The 15824-nt window shown below is 58.9% G+C and carries 11 protein-coding genes and 1 pseudogene; 8 read left to right on the top strand and 4 right to left on the bottom strand.

Going from position 1 to position 15824, the window contains the following annotated elements:
• Positions 1 to 110: 110 nt before the first annotated feature.
• The 4 genes from GO707_RS10660 to nrfD are packed head-to-tail and all read left to right on the top strand — an operon-like array spanning position 111 to position 4527.
• Positions 111 to 854 (top strand): 4Fe-4S dicluster domain-containing protein, encoded by a 744-nt coding sequence (locus tag GO707_RS10660; protein WP_157012988.1) that lies wholly within the window; start codon positions 111 to 113, stop codon positions 852 to 854.
• Positions 855 to 875: 21 nt separating this feature from the next.
• The gene (locus tag GO707_RS10655) at positions 876 to 3080 is read left to right on the top strand and encodes a molybdopterin-containing oxidoreductase family protein (protein ID WP_157012987.1); all 2205 of its coding nucleotides are present in this window, start codon (positions 876 to 878) and stop codon (positions 3078 to 3080) included.
• A complete protein-coding gene (locus GO707_RS10650; protein ID WP_041714836.1) occupies positions 3080 to 3622 on the top strand; it encodes a 4Fe-4S dicluster domain-containing protein in 543 nt (180 codons plus the stop codon). The genes GO707_RS10655 and GO707_RS10650 overlap by 1 nt, the downstream gene beginning before the upstream one ends.
• A 5-nt stretch (positions 3623 to 3627) precedes the next feature.
• Positions 3628 to 4527, top strand: a complete 900-nt coding sequence (gene nrfD / locus GO707_RS10645) for an NrfD/PsrC family molybdoenzyme membrane anchor subunit (RefSeq protein ID WP_114539321.1) — start codon at positions 3628 to 3630, stop codon at positions 4525 to 4527.
• Positions 4528 to 4772: 245 nt separating this feature from the next.
• On the opposite strand, the pseudogene GO707_RS12910 reads toward nrfD, so the two are convergent.
• A pseudogene (locus GO707_RS12910) lies at positions 4773 to 5151 on the bottom strand (M15 family metallopeptidase); the annotation flags it as partial.
• A 790-nt stretch (positions 5152 to 5941) separates the two neighbouring features.
• Between GO707_RS12910 and GO707_RS10635 the strand changes: the two are divergent.
• On the top strand, positions 5942 to 6523 hold the full coding sequence (locus GO707_RS10635; RefSeq protein WP_237974669.1) for a very short patch repair endonuclease: 582 nt from the start codon (positions 5942 to 5944) through the stop codon (positions 6521 to 6523).
• Positions 6524 to 6667: 144 nt separating this feature from the next.
• On the opposite strand, the gene GO707_RS10630 is transcribed toward GO707_RS10635, so the two are convergent.
• Positions 6668 to 6961, bottom strand: a complete 294-nt coding sequence (locus GO707_RS10630) for a type II toxin-antitoxin system RelE/ParE family toxin (RefSeq protein WP_114548667.1) — start codon at positions 6959 to 6961, stop codon at positions 6668 to 6670.
• Positions 6962 to 6963: 2 nt separating this feature from the next.
• Positions 6964 to 7233: a type II toxin-antitoxin system RelB/DinJ family antitoxin gene (locus GO707_RS10625; RefSeq protein ID WP_114548668.1), complete on the bottom strand. Its 270-nt coding sequence runs from the start codon at positions 7231 to 7233 to the stop codon at positions 6964 to 6966.
• 932 nt (positions 7234 to 8165) lie between these two features.
• Between GO707_RS10625 and istA the strand changes: the two genes are divergently transcribed.
• Entirely contained in the window at positions 8166 to 9698 is a 1533-nt protein-coding gene (gene istA / locus GO707_RS10620) for an IS21 family transposase (RefSeq protein WP_157012986.1), read from the top strand.
• A gap of 32 nt (positions 9699 to 9730) precedes the next feature.
• Positions 9731 to 10453, top strand: a complete 723-nt coding sequence (istB, locus tag GO707_RS10615; RefSeq protein WP_232325798.1) for an IS21-like element helper ATPase IstB — start codon at positions 9731 to 9733, stop codon at positions 10451 to 10453.
• Positions 10454 to 10813: 360 nt separating this feature from the next.
• On the opposite strand, the gene GO707_RS10610 is transcribed toward istB, so the two are convergent.
• Positions 10814 to 12547 (bottom strand): hypothetical protein, encoded by a 1734-nt coding sequence (locus GO707_RS10610; protein WP_157012984.1) that lies wholly within the window; start codon positions 12545 to 12547, stop codon positions 10814 to 10816.
• 173 nt (positions 12548 to 12720) lie between these two features.
• Between GO707_RS10610 and GO707_RS10605 the strand changes: the two genes are divergently transcribed.
• Positions 12721 to 15717 (top strand): leucine-rich repeat domain-containing protein, encoded by a 2997-nt coding sequence (locus GO707_RS10605; RefSeq protein WP_157012983.1) that lies wholly within the window; start codon positions 12721 to 12723, stop codon positions 15715 to 15717.
• The last annotated feature ends 107 nt before the right edge of the window (positions 15718 to 15824 follow it).

Here is a 15824-nt window from a genome sequence, read left to right as displayed (position 1 = left end):
CAAAGAGGGTACACAGCTTCTTCATTCATGACTATGATGCCCTCTGTTGCGTGGCGTCGCGATCTTGAGTTCTCTCTGAGACAAGCATGAAGTTACAAGGGGGAGTTCAAATGTCTGACACCCAGAAAAATGAAACCGTGGCCACCGAGCAGCCGCCCGCGGCCCCGGTGTCCGCTACCGAGCCCGGCTCTGCGCCGGCCTCCGAGAAGAAGCAGCCCTTCTTTACCCGTCGCACCGTGCTCGCCATGACCGGTTGCGGCGTTGCCGGCCTGGTGGTCGGCGGCGTGCTCGCCTCCTGGGGCGTGACCACCGCCTCCATTGCCTCGGGTCGCATCGAGCTGCGTACCACTCCTACGAAAATGATCGTCACCGACCGCGCTCGCTGCTCCGGCTGCCAGCGCTGCGAGATGATGTGCACCCTGAAGAATGACGGCGCCGCCCAGCAGTCCATCGCGCGTGTGCGCGTGTGGGACAACTACAACTTCGGCTCCGGCGTCGATACCAACGACGGCATCTTCGGCAACTGCCAGTTCACGGTAGCCTCCTGCAAGCAGTGCGCCGATCCGCAATGCGCCAAGTACTGCCCCGTCCATGCCATTCACTCCGACGAGGAAACCGGCGCTCGCGTTGTCGACGAGGACGTGTGCATCGGCTGCGGCATGTGCTCTGCCGCCTGCCCGTGGAACATGCCCCACATCAACGCCCAGACCGGCACATCGACCAAGTGCATCTCCTGCGGTCGCTGCGCCGAGCAGTGCCCCAACGGCGCCATCAAGTTCATCGATTGGGAGGATATTGCCCAGAAGGCCATCGACGAGGGCGTGGTTTCCACGGCCACCATCGTCGAGGCTTAAACGATAGAGAGAAGGACCATTATGTCAGGACACGCTTTAACACGGCGCAGCTTTTTAGTTGGAAGCGCCGGGGTGGCTGCCGTGGCCGCCGGCGCGGGCCTTGTGAGCTTGTCGGTTCGCGGCGAAGCCGATGCTGATGCCGAGACGGATAAGCGAACCGAAGTGGTGCACTCGCTGTGCAATTCCTGCTCGAGCAAGTGCGGTTATTACGCCTACGTCGTAGACGGCGAGCTCACGAAGCTCATTGGGGACGAGGCCCATCCGAACGCGCAGGGCAAGTTGTGCGCGCGCGGGTACGGCTATTCCCAGATCGCCTATTCGCCCGATCGGCTCACCGACCCGATGAAGAAGAACGAAAACGGCGAATTCGAAGTAATAGGATGGGATCAGGCGCTCAGCGAGATCGGCCAGAAGGTGAACGATATCATCGCGCAGTACGGCCCCGAGGCGCTTGCCATGGTGCAGGATCCGCGCCCGTCGGGCAAGTACTACACGAAGCGCTTCATGAACGCGCTCGGCAGCCCCAACGTGTACACGCACGGCGCCGCCTGCAACCTCTCCAAGGAGTCCGGGTTCACGCAGGCCATCGGCGCCGCCAACTTCGAATCGGATGTGGCCAACTCGAAAATGACGATGTTCATCGGCCGCAGCTATGCCGACGCCATCCGGCCCAGCTCGGTGGCCGCGCTGCAGCAGGCGCACGAGAACGGCGCGCACATCGTGCTGGTGGATCCGCGCCTGAACAACAGCATCGCTTTCGCTGACGAGTGGGTGCCCATCAACCCTGGCACCGACCTGGCGCTCATCTTGGCCATGTCCAACGTGCTTATTAATCGCGATCTCTACGATGCCGAGTACGTGGCGGCCAACAGTGTCGGATTCGACGAGTGGGCGAGCGCCATTGCGGGCTACACGCCGGAATGGGCCGAGGGCATCACGGGCATTCCCGCTGCCGATATCGAGCGGCTGGCGCTCGAGTTCGCCGAGGCGGCCCCCGCGGCCTCCATCGAGCCGAGCTGGCGCGGTGCCTTCGGGTGCTCGTACGCGAACTCGGGCGAGACGGCGCGCGCTCTCTGCTTGTTCAACACACTTCTGGGCTGTTGGAACCAGCCCGGCGGGGCGCTGTTCCTCCCCAGCGTGAAGGCGGGCGATCTCGATCCGGCGAAGTTCCCCGAGGTGCCGAAGGTCGAGGCGAAGATGTGGGGCGCCGAGGAGTACCCGCTGGCGCTCTCTTCCATGGGCACTAACCTCTACGTCGCCGAGATGGCGAAGGAGGGCAAGGTCAAGGGCCTGTTCTTCTACAACTCGAACATGGCGGCCGGCTATTCCAACCCCGCCCAGCTGGCGGAGGACTTTGCGAACCTCGATCTGATGGTCGTCGTCGACGTGCAGATGTCGGAAACCGCGATGCTGGCCGACTACGTGCTGCCCGAGTGCAGCTACCTGGAGCGTCGCGAGCTGCCCGAGTTCGTGGGCGGACGCGTGCCGGTCGTTTCCCTGCGCGATCAGGTGCTCGAGGTGATTCACCCCAACACGCGTCCGGCCGATGTGATCTTCACCCAGCTGGCCGAGGCGTGCGGCGTGGGGCAGTACTTCCCGTTCACCGTTGACGAGCTGGCCGACGCGCAGCTGCGCAGCGTGGGCACGAGCCTCGATGAGCTGCGGCAGGTCGGCACGATCTCGTTCCCCGAGAAGGCCTATGCCTACGGCAAGGTTCCCGAGTGGAAGACCCCGACGGGCAAGATCCAGTTTACGAGCGAGGCGTGCGAGGCAGCTGGGCTGTCCGCGTGCCCGGTGTGGGTCGAGCCCCAGGTGATGCCGAACGAGACCGTCGGCGAGTTCCGCCTCATCGGCGGCAAGCAGGCCATCCACACGCATACGCAGACCGCCAACTGCGAGCCTTTGATGGACATCACGAAGTCCTACGGCCTCGACCGCATTTGGATCAACGCCGAGGTGGCCGAACGCTTGGGCATCGCGGACGGCGACGAGGTCATTCTGTCGAACACGATGGCCGAGGGCCCCATCAAGGTGAAGGTGACCGAGCGCATCAACCCGACGGCCATCTACATGCCCTCCCATTATGGCTGCAAATCCCCCGATCAGCACACGGCTTACGGCGTGGGCTTGAACTTCATGGACTTCGTTCCCTTCCACATGGAACCGGCCTATGGCTCGGCCATGACCCAGGAAACGTTGGTTTCCGTGCAGAAAGTAGGTGAATGATGGCACGCTACGGAATGCTCATCAATACCAAGAAGTGCATTGGCTGCTATGCCTGCCGCACGGCCTGCCAGCGCCAGAACGACCTGCTTCCCGATGAGTCGTTCATCCGCTTTGAAGAGCGTGAAGTGGGCAAGTACCCCAACGTGACCGTGGAGCACATCCCGCTGCAGTGCATGCACTGCGAGGACGCGCCGTGCGCGAGCGTGTGCCCCACCGGAGCCGCGCACATGGGCTCCGACGGCATCGTCGAAGTGGATCACGGCCGGTGCATCGGTTGTCTGTACTGCATGGCCGCCTGCCCCTATCAGGTGCGTACGCGCAATTCGAAGACGGGCGAGGTGGACAAGTGCCGCTTCTGCACGCTTTCTTCCTATGAGAACGGCACGAAGATGTGCTCGTGCGTCGATGCCTGCCTGACCGGTGCTCGCATCTTCGGGGATCTGGACGATTCCGACAGCGAGATTTCCAAGGAAATCGCGCGTACGGGTGCGGCCCCCATCGCCGGCGATCTGACCCGCGCCAAGATCTATTACGTGAGGTGATTGACATGATCTACGAACCCATTTGGGGCGCCATCATCGCGTGGTACCTCTTCCTGGCCGGCTTGGGCGGCGGCGCGTTCGCAACGGCGGTGTTCGTCCGCTACCGCCATCCGGATTGCAAGCGCCTCATGCGCGTCGGTCGCCTCATCGCGCCGATCGTGGTCATCATCGGTCTGTGCTTGTTGATGTTCGACGCTGCCGCGGGCTTTGCCCATCCGCTGCGCTTCGCGCTTCTGCTTACGAACTTCGGATCGGTAATGACCTGGGGCGTGGTGTTTCTGGCGGTGTTCGTGGTCGTCGCGCTCATCGTGCTCGTGCTTGATTTGATGAAGCGCGAGGTGCCGATGTGGCTCGATTGCGTGGGGCTCGTCATGGGCCTGTGCGTCGCCATTTACACCGGCTGCCTGCTTGGCGTGTGCCAGGGATTCCCCCTGTGGAACAGCGCGCTTCTGCCGATTCTGTTCCTGGTGTCCGCCGTGTCCACCGGCATGGCCGCGGTGCTGCTCGTCGGCGTGTTCTACGCGCCTGACGAGTTCAACGAGGTGGTCGTCATGAAGAAGTTCCACTTCTGGCTGCCCGTCATCGAGTTCGTGCTGGTTGCCGCGCTGCTGTTCATCACGGCGTTCAACCCCAGCCCCGCCGGCTGGGAGAGCGTGATGTCGCTGGTGGCGGGCAATTGGGCCGTCGCGTTCTGGCTCTTGTTCGTCATCGTGGGCCTGGTGCTCCCGACGATTCTGGAGTGCTGGATGCTGTGGCTGGCCAAGCACGAGTTCGAGACCTCGCGCACGGGCCAGATGATCAGCGCGCTATCGGACGCGGGCGTGCTCGTCGGCGGCTTCATGCTGCGTCTGCTCATCGTGAGCGCGGCGGTGCCGATCACGATCATTCAGCCTTGGATGCTGTAAGTTCTTGCGATACCCACTCCTTGCAAAAGGCGGCCTTAGGGCCGCCTTTCTTGTGGGACGGCTCGGAATTTTTGTTTCGCGGCCTTGAAGGGAGCAGGTTTCGGAGAGGGCGGCTGCGGAAGGGTGCAGCTGCGGGAGGGTGCAGCTGCGGGAGGGGGAGGGGTGGTTTTAGGCCTGGATGTGGTACGTTTCGACGAGCCATTCTTCGAGGCAGAGGCTGCTTTGCGTTATGGCGGAGGCGGCCTCCTTGCCGACGTAGCGGTAGTGCCAGGGCTCGTAGCCGATGCCGGTTGTGGCGCTTTTGTCCGTGGGGTAGCGCAGGATGAAGCCGTATTCGGCGCAATGGATCATGAGCCATTGCTGGGTGGCCGTCTCTTCCTGGCCTTCGTCCAGTTCCAGGTAGTCAGCGTCCACGATGTCGACGGCGAGACCGGTTTGGTGCTCGCTGGCGCCCGGTGGGGCAACCCAGAATGCGGCGGCCTCCTCGGCTTCGGTGCCTTCCAGATGCTCCTCGCGCTCGGCTCGCTCGATGCGGTTTTCGAAGAGATTCTCCTGGTAGTCGTAGGTGCGGAAAGAGGAGCAGATGATGGGATGTGTGCCGGCGGCTTCGGCAGCCGTGAGCATGGCTGTGAGATCTTCGACGATGCGGGCATCCACTCGGTGGTTGACGTGGGGCTCCACCCAGCTTGCGTCGGGCAACTCGGCCAGATTGCTAGGCGCGAAGTCGGCGGCGAGGGGATGGTCGCGGTTCACGAGGCGCAGGTTCCAGGGTAGGTCTTCAAGCGTCGTCGGAGGCATTTCGGTATTGGTCGCGGTTGCTGACTCGGTCTCGGGAGAGGTCGTGGCGGCCGCTGCTGTCTCTGTGTTGGGTGAGGCGATCGTGCCGTTAAGCGGCGTTTCGGGTTGGGTCAGGGTACCGGATTCGGAAGGTACAGGCTGGGCGTGGGCGGCCGACCTGCGGGAGGAGAAATAGGCACCGTCGCCGACGACGAGCACGGCGGCCAATCCGCCGGCGAGCGCGATGAACTCGCGACGGTCGAGCGCGAATGGCGCGTTCGTCATGGGGCCTCCTCCTTCCTGGGTTCGGTGTTTCGTTTGGCTTGCCTTCGGCTGCTGCGTTGTCGCTTGGGGCTCGGTTCGCTTTTGGGGCGGCCGGCTCCGGCGACGTGTGATTGCCGCTGGAATGCGCCAGTTGCGACTGGCGAGCCGATGGGGGGCTCCCATGGTAGCGCTTGGGTTGCGCGCCGCGTGACAGCATTTGCAAAAAGACGCACACCTTACGCTTTCTTAATTGGAGTGTTCAGGGTTCCGCAAGCGGGAAGGCGCAGGCGCTATAATAACGGCCATGAAAAAGCCAACAGAGAAAACGAAAGAGACGATTGCGCAGGGCGATGCGGGCGATGCTCCCGACGGCGTGACTGATCGCGCAATCGAGGCGAGGGAGCAAGTCTTAGCGGCGGCTGCCGACGAAGACTCTGCAGAAGGCGAGGAGGGCGCTGAATCTCGCGTGCGCTTATCGAAGACGAACCGCTACGATTTCGGGGTTGTGTCGGCGGCCACTCACAAATCGATGCAGGGCAACAAGCGGCGCGACACGAAGCCGGAGGTGCTCGTGCGCCGCATGCTGCGCGAGATGGGCTTTCCCGGCTACCGCTGCGATTGGAGGAAAGCGCCCGGGCGTCCGGACGTGGCGTTCGTGGGGCGCAAGCTCGCCATCGAGATCCGCGGCTGCTTCTGGCATCGGTGTCCCGTGTGCAGCCTGTCGGTGCCCAAGAAGAACCTCGATTACTGGGAGGCTAAGTTCGCCCGCAACGTCGAGCGCGACGAGCAAAACCTGGCGGCGCTAGAGGCGGCCGGCTGGAAGGTGCTCGTGCTGTGGGAACACCAACTGAAGAAGAAAGAGCTGCCCGCCACGCGCCGCCTTCTCTACGAATTCGTGCGCCGCGAGGACGACCCCGACTACGATGAGGCTTTTCCGGTTTGCGAGGGGGAGTGAGCATAGCACTAGCTCGCTAATGTTCCAAGTTCAGAAAAGTGTGAACATGAGGTTAATTCCGGTTCAGAAAAATGCGAGAACAGGGTCTGAGTAAGCTCAGAAAAACAATATTGCCTGGTGGATTGCACAATCCTAAAGCACTTCCTATCCACTGAACAGATCGTCGTGGCCACCGGTTCTCTGAAAGTACGCCTGATCGTCGGTCTGCGCCCAAACAAGCAACCAGTCGCCAGCGTTTGCGACATGGCATTCCATGCTTCCCGACCACTCGCCTTTGAGCCGATGCATATTATGCCGGCGAACAAGTTCTGATCGGCTATCTGGGGTATCGGCGACCACCAATTCCACGACTTCTTTCAGAGGATCTAGCGCTACGTGCTTCTTCTTAAGGCGCTTAACGTCTTTCTGGAAGCGCGGGGTGTAATTGGCTCTCAGCACCGCTATGCTCCCATCGCCTCGAACATTTCTGATACGGTGGCGTAGCCCGGATCTCCCGATGCGATGAGTTCTTTCGTTTCCCTTATTGCCTCGCGAGACTCGAGATTAGGCGTTGGATATTCAAGCGTGAGGGGAATGCGCTGCTCGCGTACGATCTGACGGTAGAACGCGCGCGTGACTGATGAGAGATCGAAGCCGAAATCTTCCACGATGTTAGCTGCGGCGCGCTTGGTATCTTCGTCGACTCTCACCGTTACAGAAGCAGTTGCCATAGGACCGACCTCCTTTACTAATAGTAAGACGATTATATGCTTTTGTCTTGCATTGTTCAAGGATCTGCATCTGCTGACTGTGTTTGATGGGCTTGATATACTGCGAAATTGCCTGGCGCATCGTTGAGCGCTTCCGAGAATTTCGTAAATCACTATAGCCATTCACCAAACTTGAGTTACTCATATTTCTGGAAAATTATATTTCATAGTTCGGAGTTGCTCGTGATAATGAGCAATTATTACATCGCATTGATACGCGAGAGGATTCCAAATCACTCCCAATGGACGTCGATAACCAGCATTTCTCAATGTCCTTCTTCGCAGGGCTAACCGTGTCATATCAGTTATGACATGTTGTGCCTCCCTGCGCCGTTCCAAGAGCCCTAGAACATCTAATCGAATCTTGGGATTCACGACCTAATGAAAAATTTTTCGAAAAAGAGCCGCCCATAGGGTGCGCTCTTCGCGTTATGCGTAATAGGAGGTGAGGTTCAGGAATGTCGCACGGCGAAACACAGCAAGACAATGAAGATTACAGCAAAGCGAACCGAGCTACTACTAAAACAGAGACATCTATTTTGGTGGAAAAGTTCGTGGAAGACCATTACGACGAGGTGTTCCGCTATTACGCAAGGCGCCTTCCAAGCAAAGAGGATGCCCAGGATGCAACATAGGAAGTATTCCTCCGCCTTGGAATGACATTAGAATACATCTAACGTCACCTTGCAGAGAGGCTGGCATCGAAGCCCAATTACTTTCGAACGAATAAGGTGATTATTGCGGCGTTTTCAGTCCGTGATTCCGCGAGCCATCGGTGCGCTTGTCCGCTATCGGTCGGTGTGCGCCGATGATGGCGCTTTAATCTCTCCAATCTCCTACGATTGGCCCAGGTGCAAAAAGCATCCGGGCCATTTCTACGTTAGGAGGAAAAAATGGTCAAGTACCGAGAGATCCTGAGACTGACTTATCTCGGGATCAGCCAGGAGAACATAGCGTTCTCCTGCGGCTGCGCGAGATCCACCGTGCAGCTGATCCAGAAGCTCGCTAAGAGCAAGGGGCTTGAGTGGCCGCTACCCGGCGAGATGGACGATGCGGCAATCAGAGCCGTGCTCTACCCGCCGAAGGAGACCCGCGATGACGGGAAGTTCGCCATCGACCACGAGTGGATCGAGCGCGAGATGGGCAAACCCGGGGTCACGATGACGCTTCTTTGGAGCGAATACTGCGTGAAGGCCACCGATCACGGCGCCGATCCCTTCATGTACTCGGCTTTCTGCCAGCGCCATCGCAAATGGGCGCAGCGGAACCGCATCACCTTGCATATCGACCGTCGCCCGGCCGAGGAGATGCAGGTCGATTGGGCTGGCAAGTGCCCGGCGTATTGCGACCCGGACACCGGCGAGATTCGCAAGGCCCACGTGTTCGTGGCCTGCCTGCCGTACTCCTCGATGATCTTCGCCTGGCCCTATCCAAACATGGGAGAGGAGTCTTGGATCGACGGGCACATCCGCGCCTTCCGCGAGTTCGGCGGCACGACGCCCATCGTCGTGCCGGACAACTGCAAGACCGGCGTCATCAAGAACACGGTAGAGGAGCTCGTCGTCAATGAGCAGTACAGGCTCATGTGCGAGCACTACGGCGTGGCTGTCGTGCCGGCACGGGTTCGCAGGCCAAAGGACAAGGCCGCTGTCGAGATGAGCGTTGGCGTGGTGGAGCGAAAGGTCATCGCCGCCATGCGCGACCGAGTGTTCATCGGCATCGCGGAACTCGCTGCGGCAATCGACGAGGCCGTGGATTCCATCAACTCCGCGCCCTTCCAGAAGCGGGCCGGCAGCAGGCGCGAGGCCTTCCTCGGGCGGGAGAAGGACCGCTTGCAGCCCCTGCCGCCGACCCATTACGAGATGACGGTCAGGAAGACCGCCACCGTCCAGTTTAACTACCATGTCTCCTTTGACAAGCGCTACTACTCGGTGCCAGCCGCCTACGTGCGGCGCGAGGTGGGCATCGTCGCCACTAGAACGACGGTGGCCGTCATCTGCGACGGGGAGCGCATCGCCATGCACAGGCGCTCGACATCTCCCGCCGGCGCCTATGTCACAGATCCCGCCCATATGCCCGACTCCCACAGGGAATGGACGGCGTGGAGCGGGGACAGGTTCCGCAGCTGGGCGGCGGGGAAGGGGGAGGCCATCCTCGCCGTCGTGGACGGGATACTCAAGTCGCGCAAGGTCGAGCAGCAGGCCTACCGCTCAGCGCGGGCGCTTCTCGGCCTTGCCGACAAGCACGGGGACGCGCTCCTGGAAAGGGCGTGCGCAAAGGCGCTCACCTGGACGGCGCGCCCCAGCTACAAGACAGTGAAGACGGCGCTCCAGAAGATAGCGGCCGAGACCGCCCCCGATCCGGATGCGGGCGCCTACCGAAGGCCCGACGACTGCTACGACGAGTTCGACGGATGCGACCGATAGGAGGTTCGGCTAAGATGGCAAACGAAGCGACGATGGACAAGCTCTACCAGATGAGGATGTCGGTGATGGCAAGGGCGTACCGCGAGCAGGAGGAGTCGATCGGCGTGGCCGAGATGCCCTTCGACGACAGGCTCGCGATGCTGGTCGACGCCGAATGGGACGCAAGGCGCGCCAACAAGCGGACGAGGCTCCTGCGCCAGGCGGCCTTCTGCGATCCCGATGCCAACGTGTGCGATGTCCGCTACGATCCCGACCGTGCGCTCGATCGCGCCAAGGTGATGGAGCTGTCGAACTGCACATGGGTGGACGCGGCCAGAAACCTCATAATCACGGGCGCTTCAGGTGCGGGGAAGTCGTGGATGGCATGCGCTTTGGGAGTGGCTGCCTGCAATGCGTTCAAGACAGTGAGGTACGTGCGGCTGCCGGAACTGCTGGATACGCTGTGCATCGCAAAAGGCGAGACGTGGGCGAAGATGAGAAAGCGGTACATCGCCTGCGATTTGCTGATCGTCGACGACTGGCTGCTGGAGACGATATCTCCATCTCAGACCAGGGAAGTTCTGGAGATAGTGGAGGCAAGGCACAGGAAGGGATCGCTCATTCTATGCTCGCAGTTCGCGCCCTCCGGATGGCGCGCGAAGCTCGGCGACAACGCCATGGCAGACGCCGTCGTGGACAGGCTGGTGTTCAACTCGCACGTGATGCACATCGAGGGCACCGAATCCATGAGGAAGAGGATGTCCGGCATAATCTAGCGCGAAGACCGCGGAAGTCGAGCGACTGAAAGCTCGAAAAAGGGCTGGGAGCAGAATGACTCCCAGCCCGATTGTCGGCGCAAGCGCGCACCGATGGCCAATGGATTTGCGCACTGACGCATTGCGGAATCACCACCCGAGGATGCCGCAATACTCAATAAGGCAACTGTAATGACATTAGATGTGTTCTAATGTCATGCGGGCTTTCCGATTACCAGGCTCCTGATTCTGATGATATAGACGCAAACAATAGCAAGATTGAGGCCATATGGCGAAAGGACGATAGCCTCATAATCGATGAACATAATGGCAGTCCTGCCAGCAGTTTGCGCGATTTGCTTCAGACAACAGCGGCAGAGGCTATTTCTCGGCCACAGGCGGAATAAACTCCTCTATCGCACGTCTTAGTTTTGGGTGGTGTATGACGAAGTGTATTGATGGTACAAGCTCTTTCGACACCATAGCCCACCTGCCTTCGTGAATGCTGATCTGTAGGTTCCTGAACGTCTGCGAAGAAGCCTTCTCTATCAAATAGAGGGGATGATCTGCCGCGAAACGGTCGGTATCCTCCATGTGCGCAAGGTACTGCTCATATGTATATGCAACGCTCCGCTCGCAGAATGCGTTCGAAAGGTCGAGGTTCAATGGATAGGCCTCGAACTCCTCTCTGGTAAGCAACGGTATCTTTACATGAATCTCGCTAGTCTCAAGGATATGCAGGACGCGCTGACGTGCCGAGTTGGCGGCATCGACGATGCCGGCCGCCTCTTCTCCATCGAATCCAGACCTTGCAAGCATCTCCACCAGAAGGGACGCATCGATGGTGTAAAGCGGCAGCGAAGAGAGGATGCTCTTGCGCTTCCCGATTGCTTCTGAATCCGCCTGTAAAAAAGCGTTGAACTCGTTCTTGTTGTCGATGCGGTAGATATCCATCAAAGGTCGCGCAGCGCTCAGCAGCTCCTGGGCCCGCGCCGTATAGTACCCCAACTCCTTCCTTGATTTGGTCAAATAGTATCTTCCCTCGGCATGGTGGCCCGCAATGGCCTCACCGTAAAGGGCAGCGGCTCCGGATACCTTCAGGAGGTGCAGAAACACGCTGTTCGACGGCTCCTTGAGATAGAACGGGGAGACCTGACCCGTCATGTACATGGGGATCCAGCTCTCAAGTCCCAGCATCATATCCTCGAAGGACCGGTTCAGGTCATGGATCTGATTGAGATGAAGCCCCTTTTTCAGCATCATGGCCATGCCGAACATCCACTTCTTCGGAAACTCGGGGTCTTTGGCCATCTCGGCCATGGGCATGTCGCTGTACATGATCACAGGCTCGGTCGATTTTGAGAGTACGGTAGCCTTCAGGAAATCAAGCTCGCTTTCCATCATCTGATCCAGGCCGAAGTACGTCTTCGAGTTGGGTATCTGGAATGGCGCGGAAGGAACCTTCAGATCATCGAAGTGGATGACCTTGATGTAGTCGTTCAAGTTGAACTCGTCGAGTTTGAACAGGAAGCCCGACACAGGGTGATCCCTATGGTCGTGATCGCCGAACAGCCACGACATCAGCCTTTCGTACCGAACGGAGCTATCCGCAAGCTCGTCTTCTGCGCAGCCGATTAGATGCGCCAGCGCAGCTCTGTCGCGAACAGAATCCAATTCGCGCGCCACGTATTCCGCAACGGACGATGCGAACTTCTCGGGATCCGATGGGCGGCGCGAGCCGTTTCGGAAGCGGAATATCGTGGAGACGTCGTAGTTGATGCTGCGGCTTAGCCTGTTGATGCCCACATCGAGCGTTGCAAGGAGGAGGTCGAAGTTCTCGAGGAGCCGATCGGCGTCGCGGGGGCGAAGGTCGGATGACTGCATGAACTGCTCACGCACTGATTCCGCGGTTATATCGCCAAGCTGCTTCTGCCGTGCCAGCTCGGCGATCGCAGAGCAGAGATTCTCAAAGGCGTCGGATTCCGTATCGGGGAGCCTCGACCCCGTACGATATCGGCTCAGAGTGGCGGCGGATACTCCCGACTGCTCGCTCACCTCTTTCGCCATGCAGTCGATCTGCTCGATATATGCATTCAGTTGTTCGTGAAACTTCATTTCGCGCTTTCTCGTTGCTTGCAGGTTGCAATGACTATGGTACTCAGGAAATGCGCCCCCTAGCGTACGATTTCCGTTTTGGCAATTGCCGAACCTGGCAACTCTATTGTGCCTCGTTCCTCGATTTCGGAGAATGAACGGGATCCCTCACCAAGAGAAAGATAGAAAACACCATGCCCAGAAAAGACAAGACAGCAAAATCTCCTCTTGCAAAAGCTTGTGCCGTCGCACTCTCCTTGGCACTGGTTGTGACCATGTGTCCCATCGTCGGATTTGCCGAAGATTCAAGTCGGGTGGACGCAGTCGCGAGCGAAGACGTTCAGGCGGCACTGCTCCCTGTGAGCGATTCTGAAGTCGATGTGCCCGATGATGCGCTTTCAGTCTCCAGCAACATATTGCTTGATGGCGCATCCGTTTCCGACGAAGAGGTTCCGGAGGACCGGTCTACTGTCTCTTCGGATGATGCTGATGTGGCAGAAGGCGCCGAAGATAGCCAGCCAGTCACAGAAGCGTCCACAGAACCAGGCCCCAACCCGTTTGCGAGCGGCGTGGATGCCCAGAACCTTGCCACGCTGGACAACTATGAATGCGAAAACTACCCCGAGTTGGACAAGTCGCTCCTATGGAAGACGTCCGCCTCTTGCTCCGGTAAGAAGATGTGGGTAGGAACGCTCGTGCAGGACAACGGCTACTGGAACGATCTGGGCTGGTCGTTCGATTGCGGCTGGCAAGCGCCGGACCCACTGCATGATGCCGAAGTGTATGCCTATCTCAACAAGGGCTATGAGCATACGGTCGATGGGCAAACCCGCGACGTGGTCATGCTCTATGGGGACGGCGGCCTTGAATCGATGGACATAGCAGCTGTGCTCGACGGAAGCTACGACGTCTATATCCCTATGTTTGCATTCAACTACCAACATCTTAAAAGTGTCACATTCCCCAGCTTCGTCAAGGAGATCGAAGAGGGCGCCTTCACGGCAGGTAGGAAAGGTGACCTTACCTCCGTTGCATTTGAGACTTCCCCAGACGGCAGCGGCATAGAGTGCCTCTACGATGCATTTACCGACTGCACAGGGCTTTCCTCGCAGGCGCTTATCGTGTTGCCGTCATCTCTCAAGTACCTCTACTCGGCATTCTGCTCATGCGGTGCCGTCAAATTGCGCATCGACAACCCGGATGTGTGCCTCGCGCGCAATGGTGTCTATGACGAAGACAGCTTATACGCACCCTGCGATGATGGATCCACTGTCTATGCCTACAAGAAGCGCACAGACGGAACGGAGTCAGACCCCTGGAAGCTCTCACAGCTAGAGAAAGGAAAAGGAATCAATTGGGTTTGGCTCGACGACGACGTCAATACCGTGAAGGTCACGGGTAAACTCGACCTTCCCGAGGGTGTCGCGACAACCGACGTGAAGGTTATCGTGCAGCAGGGTGATTCCACCTATCAAGCAAACGTTGCGGATGACGGCGCCTTCACGGCAGAAGGCTTAAAACCTGCTGTAGAAACGCTCATCACCATAACGATGCCAGGGTATTACGACAAGGAGCTGCTGCGTCCCGCTGGACAGATGACGGGCGATTGGGACGCGGGCACGATAACCGGTTTTTCGAAACTGGCGGTTCAGCGGGTCTATCCCATAAGCCTGCGATGCAAAACGGGAAGCAGCGATACCGGCGGCAATCCCGAATATGCTCCCGTATCCAATTGGAACAGCCTTTCGTTTACGTTGAAGCGCAACGGCGCAGAGCTCAAGCCAGGGAAAAACCTGACGGGTGAGAGCGCCACCGACGATTACTTGGTGCAGCGCGGTCAACTCATCTTGTCCGAATCGCTCGCCAACGATCCTGCCGCCCTCGCCGAGCTTTCCCTTGAAGTGACCCCTGCAGAGTCGCTCGCTCTTTCCCCTGCAACTGCAACTTTCAACGAAGAAGCGGGAGAGTTCGCCGCCGTCCTTCCGCGCTGGGGCAGTGCGACCATCTCGCTCAACGCCGCCTTCGAAGGGACGAGCCGCGTGCTGGTGTTCGACGGTACCGCTGACAATTCCCGATGCATCCTGGACGGCTACGCAAGCGTGTATTGGCCTGACGGCCAAGAGAATCCCGCCTGGCATTTCGATACCGGCAAACTGAAGGCAGGCGATTACACGATAGTGGCATTCAAGCCCTCACTGAATGTAAGCGCCTCTCACCTAGGCGTGATCAAGCGACTCGCGCTTCCCTATGCCAGTGGGGACATTCGCATCGAAGACGAAGCTACCAGCGCACTTGCGCTTAGCGTTCCCGATTTCAAGGCGGAGGATGCCCTGGCATCGATCGGCGTGAAGTCCGTCACTGCGAAGATGCCTCAAAGCTCCGTTGTCGTCGACTGCGAAGCAATCTTTCAGATCAGCTACGAATTCGACCGATCCATGGATGCGACCCTCACGTTTGACATTCCCCGAAACGATTACAGCGACGCATCAGCCGCGTTGGATACGGGCGAGACCCTCGAATGCACATCGAGAGAAGGCGCTCTTTCCGTGAAGATCCCTTCTGGTGCCACCTCCGGGGTGATATCCATCGCATTGACACCGACGAAGGAACGGGTATATTCGATGCCATTCTCCCTTTCGGCTTCTGGGGCCACGGTGCCTGCGGGCAATCTTTCGTTCGCATCCCTTGGGATGAGCGTTGAGGTGCCGTCCTGCTATGTGGGCCAGAAGGGCAATAACGCCATCGTCTATGCAAGTCCGGGCGCAACCGCACAGCTTTCCATCAACGGGCAAAACGTCGGCGAATCGGTTACCACGAACAGCAAGGGCAAAGCAACGGTAGGCTTCGACCTGCCGGAAGGCCTAACGGATTCCCTTCTTTACGGAGACCGTGTGAAGGTGGATGCAACTGCTACCACAGAAGGAGCCACTTTCTCTTCCTATGCGGACTGCACCTACCGACCCCAGGCACAGATCTGGTCGTTTAAGGTGACGAATGAAGGCCGGACGCAGGATCTCATCGCCGACGGCAAGGAGAGCGACAAATGCCTGACCATCCATCACCAGCTTGCCCGGAAATCGTGCGCTTACTGGACGTTCGATGTCACCGTGAAGAAAGCAGGCAACGAGATCAACGCCGGCGACACCTTATGGATGTATGCGGTCATGCAGGACGACAGACCTGCTATTTGAAGTCAAGAACTAAACCAAAGCTTTTAGATAGGATGTTGATAATAGAATATGGAATAGAAAGGCACGTGGATTTGCTGCTTCGAGGCATCAGGATATAAACCGCCCTG

The sequence above is a fragment of the Adlercreutzia rubneri genome, assembly GCF_009755265.1.
Classification (GTDB): domain Bacteria; phylum Actinomycetota; class Coriobacteriia; order Coriobacteriales; family Eggerthellaceae; genus Adlercreutzia; species Adlercreutzia rubneri.
This window is presented reverse-complemented; position numbering and strand designations above follow the sequence as displayed.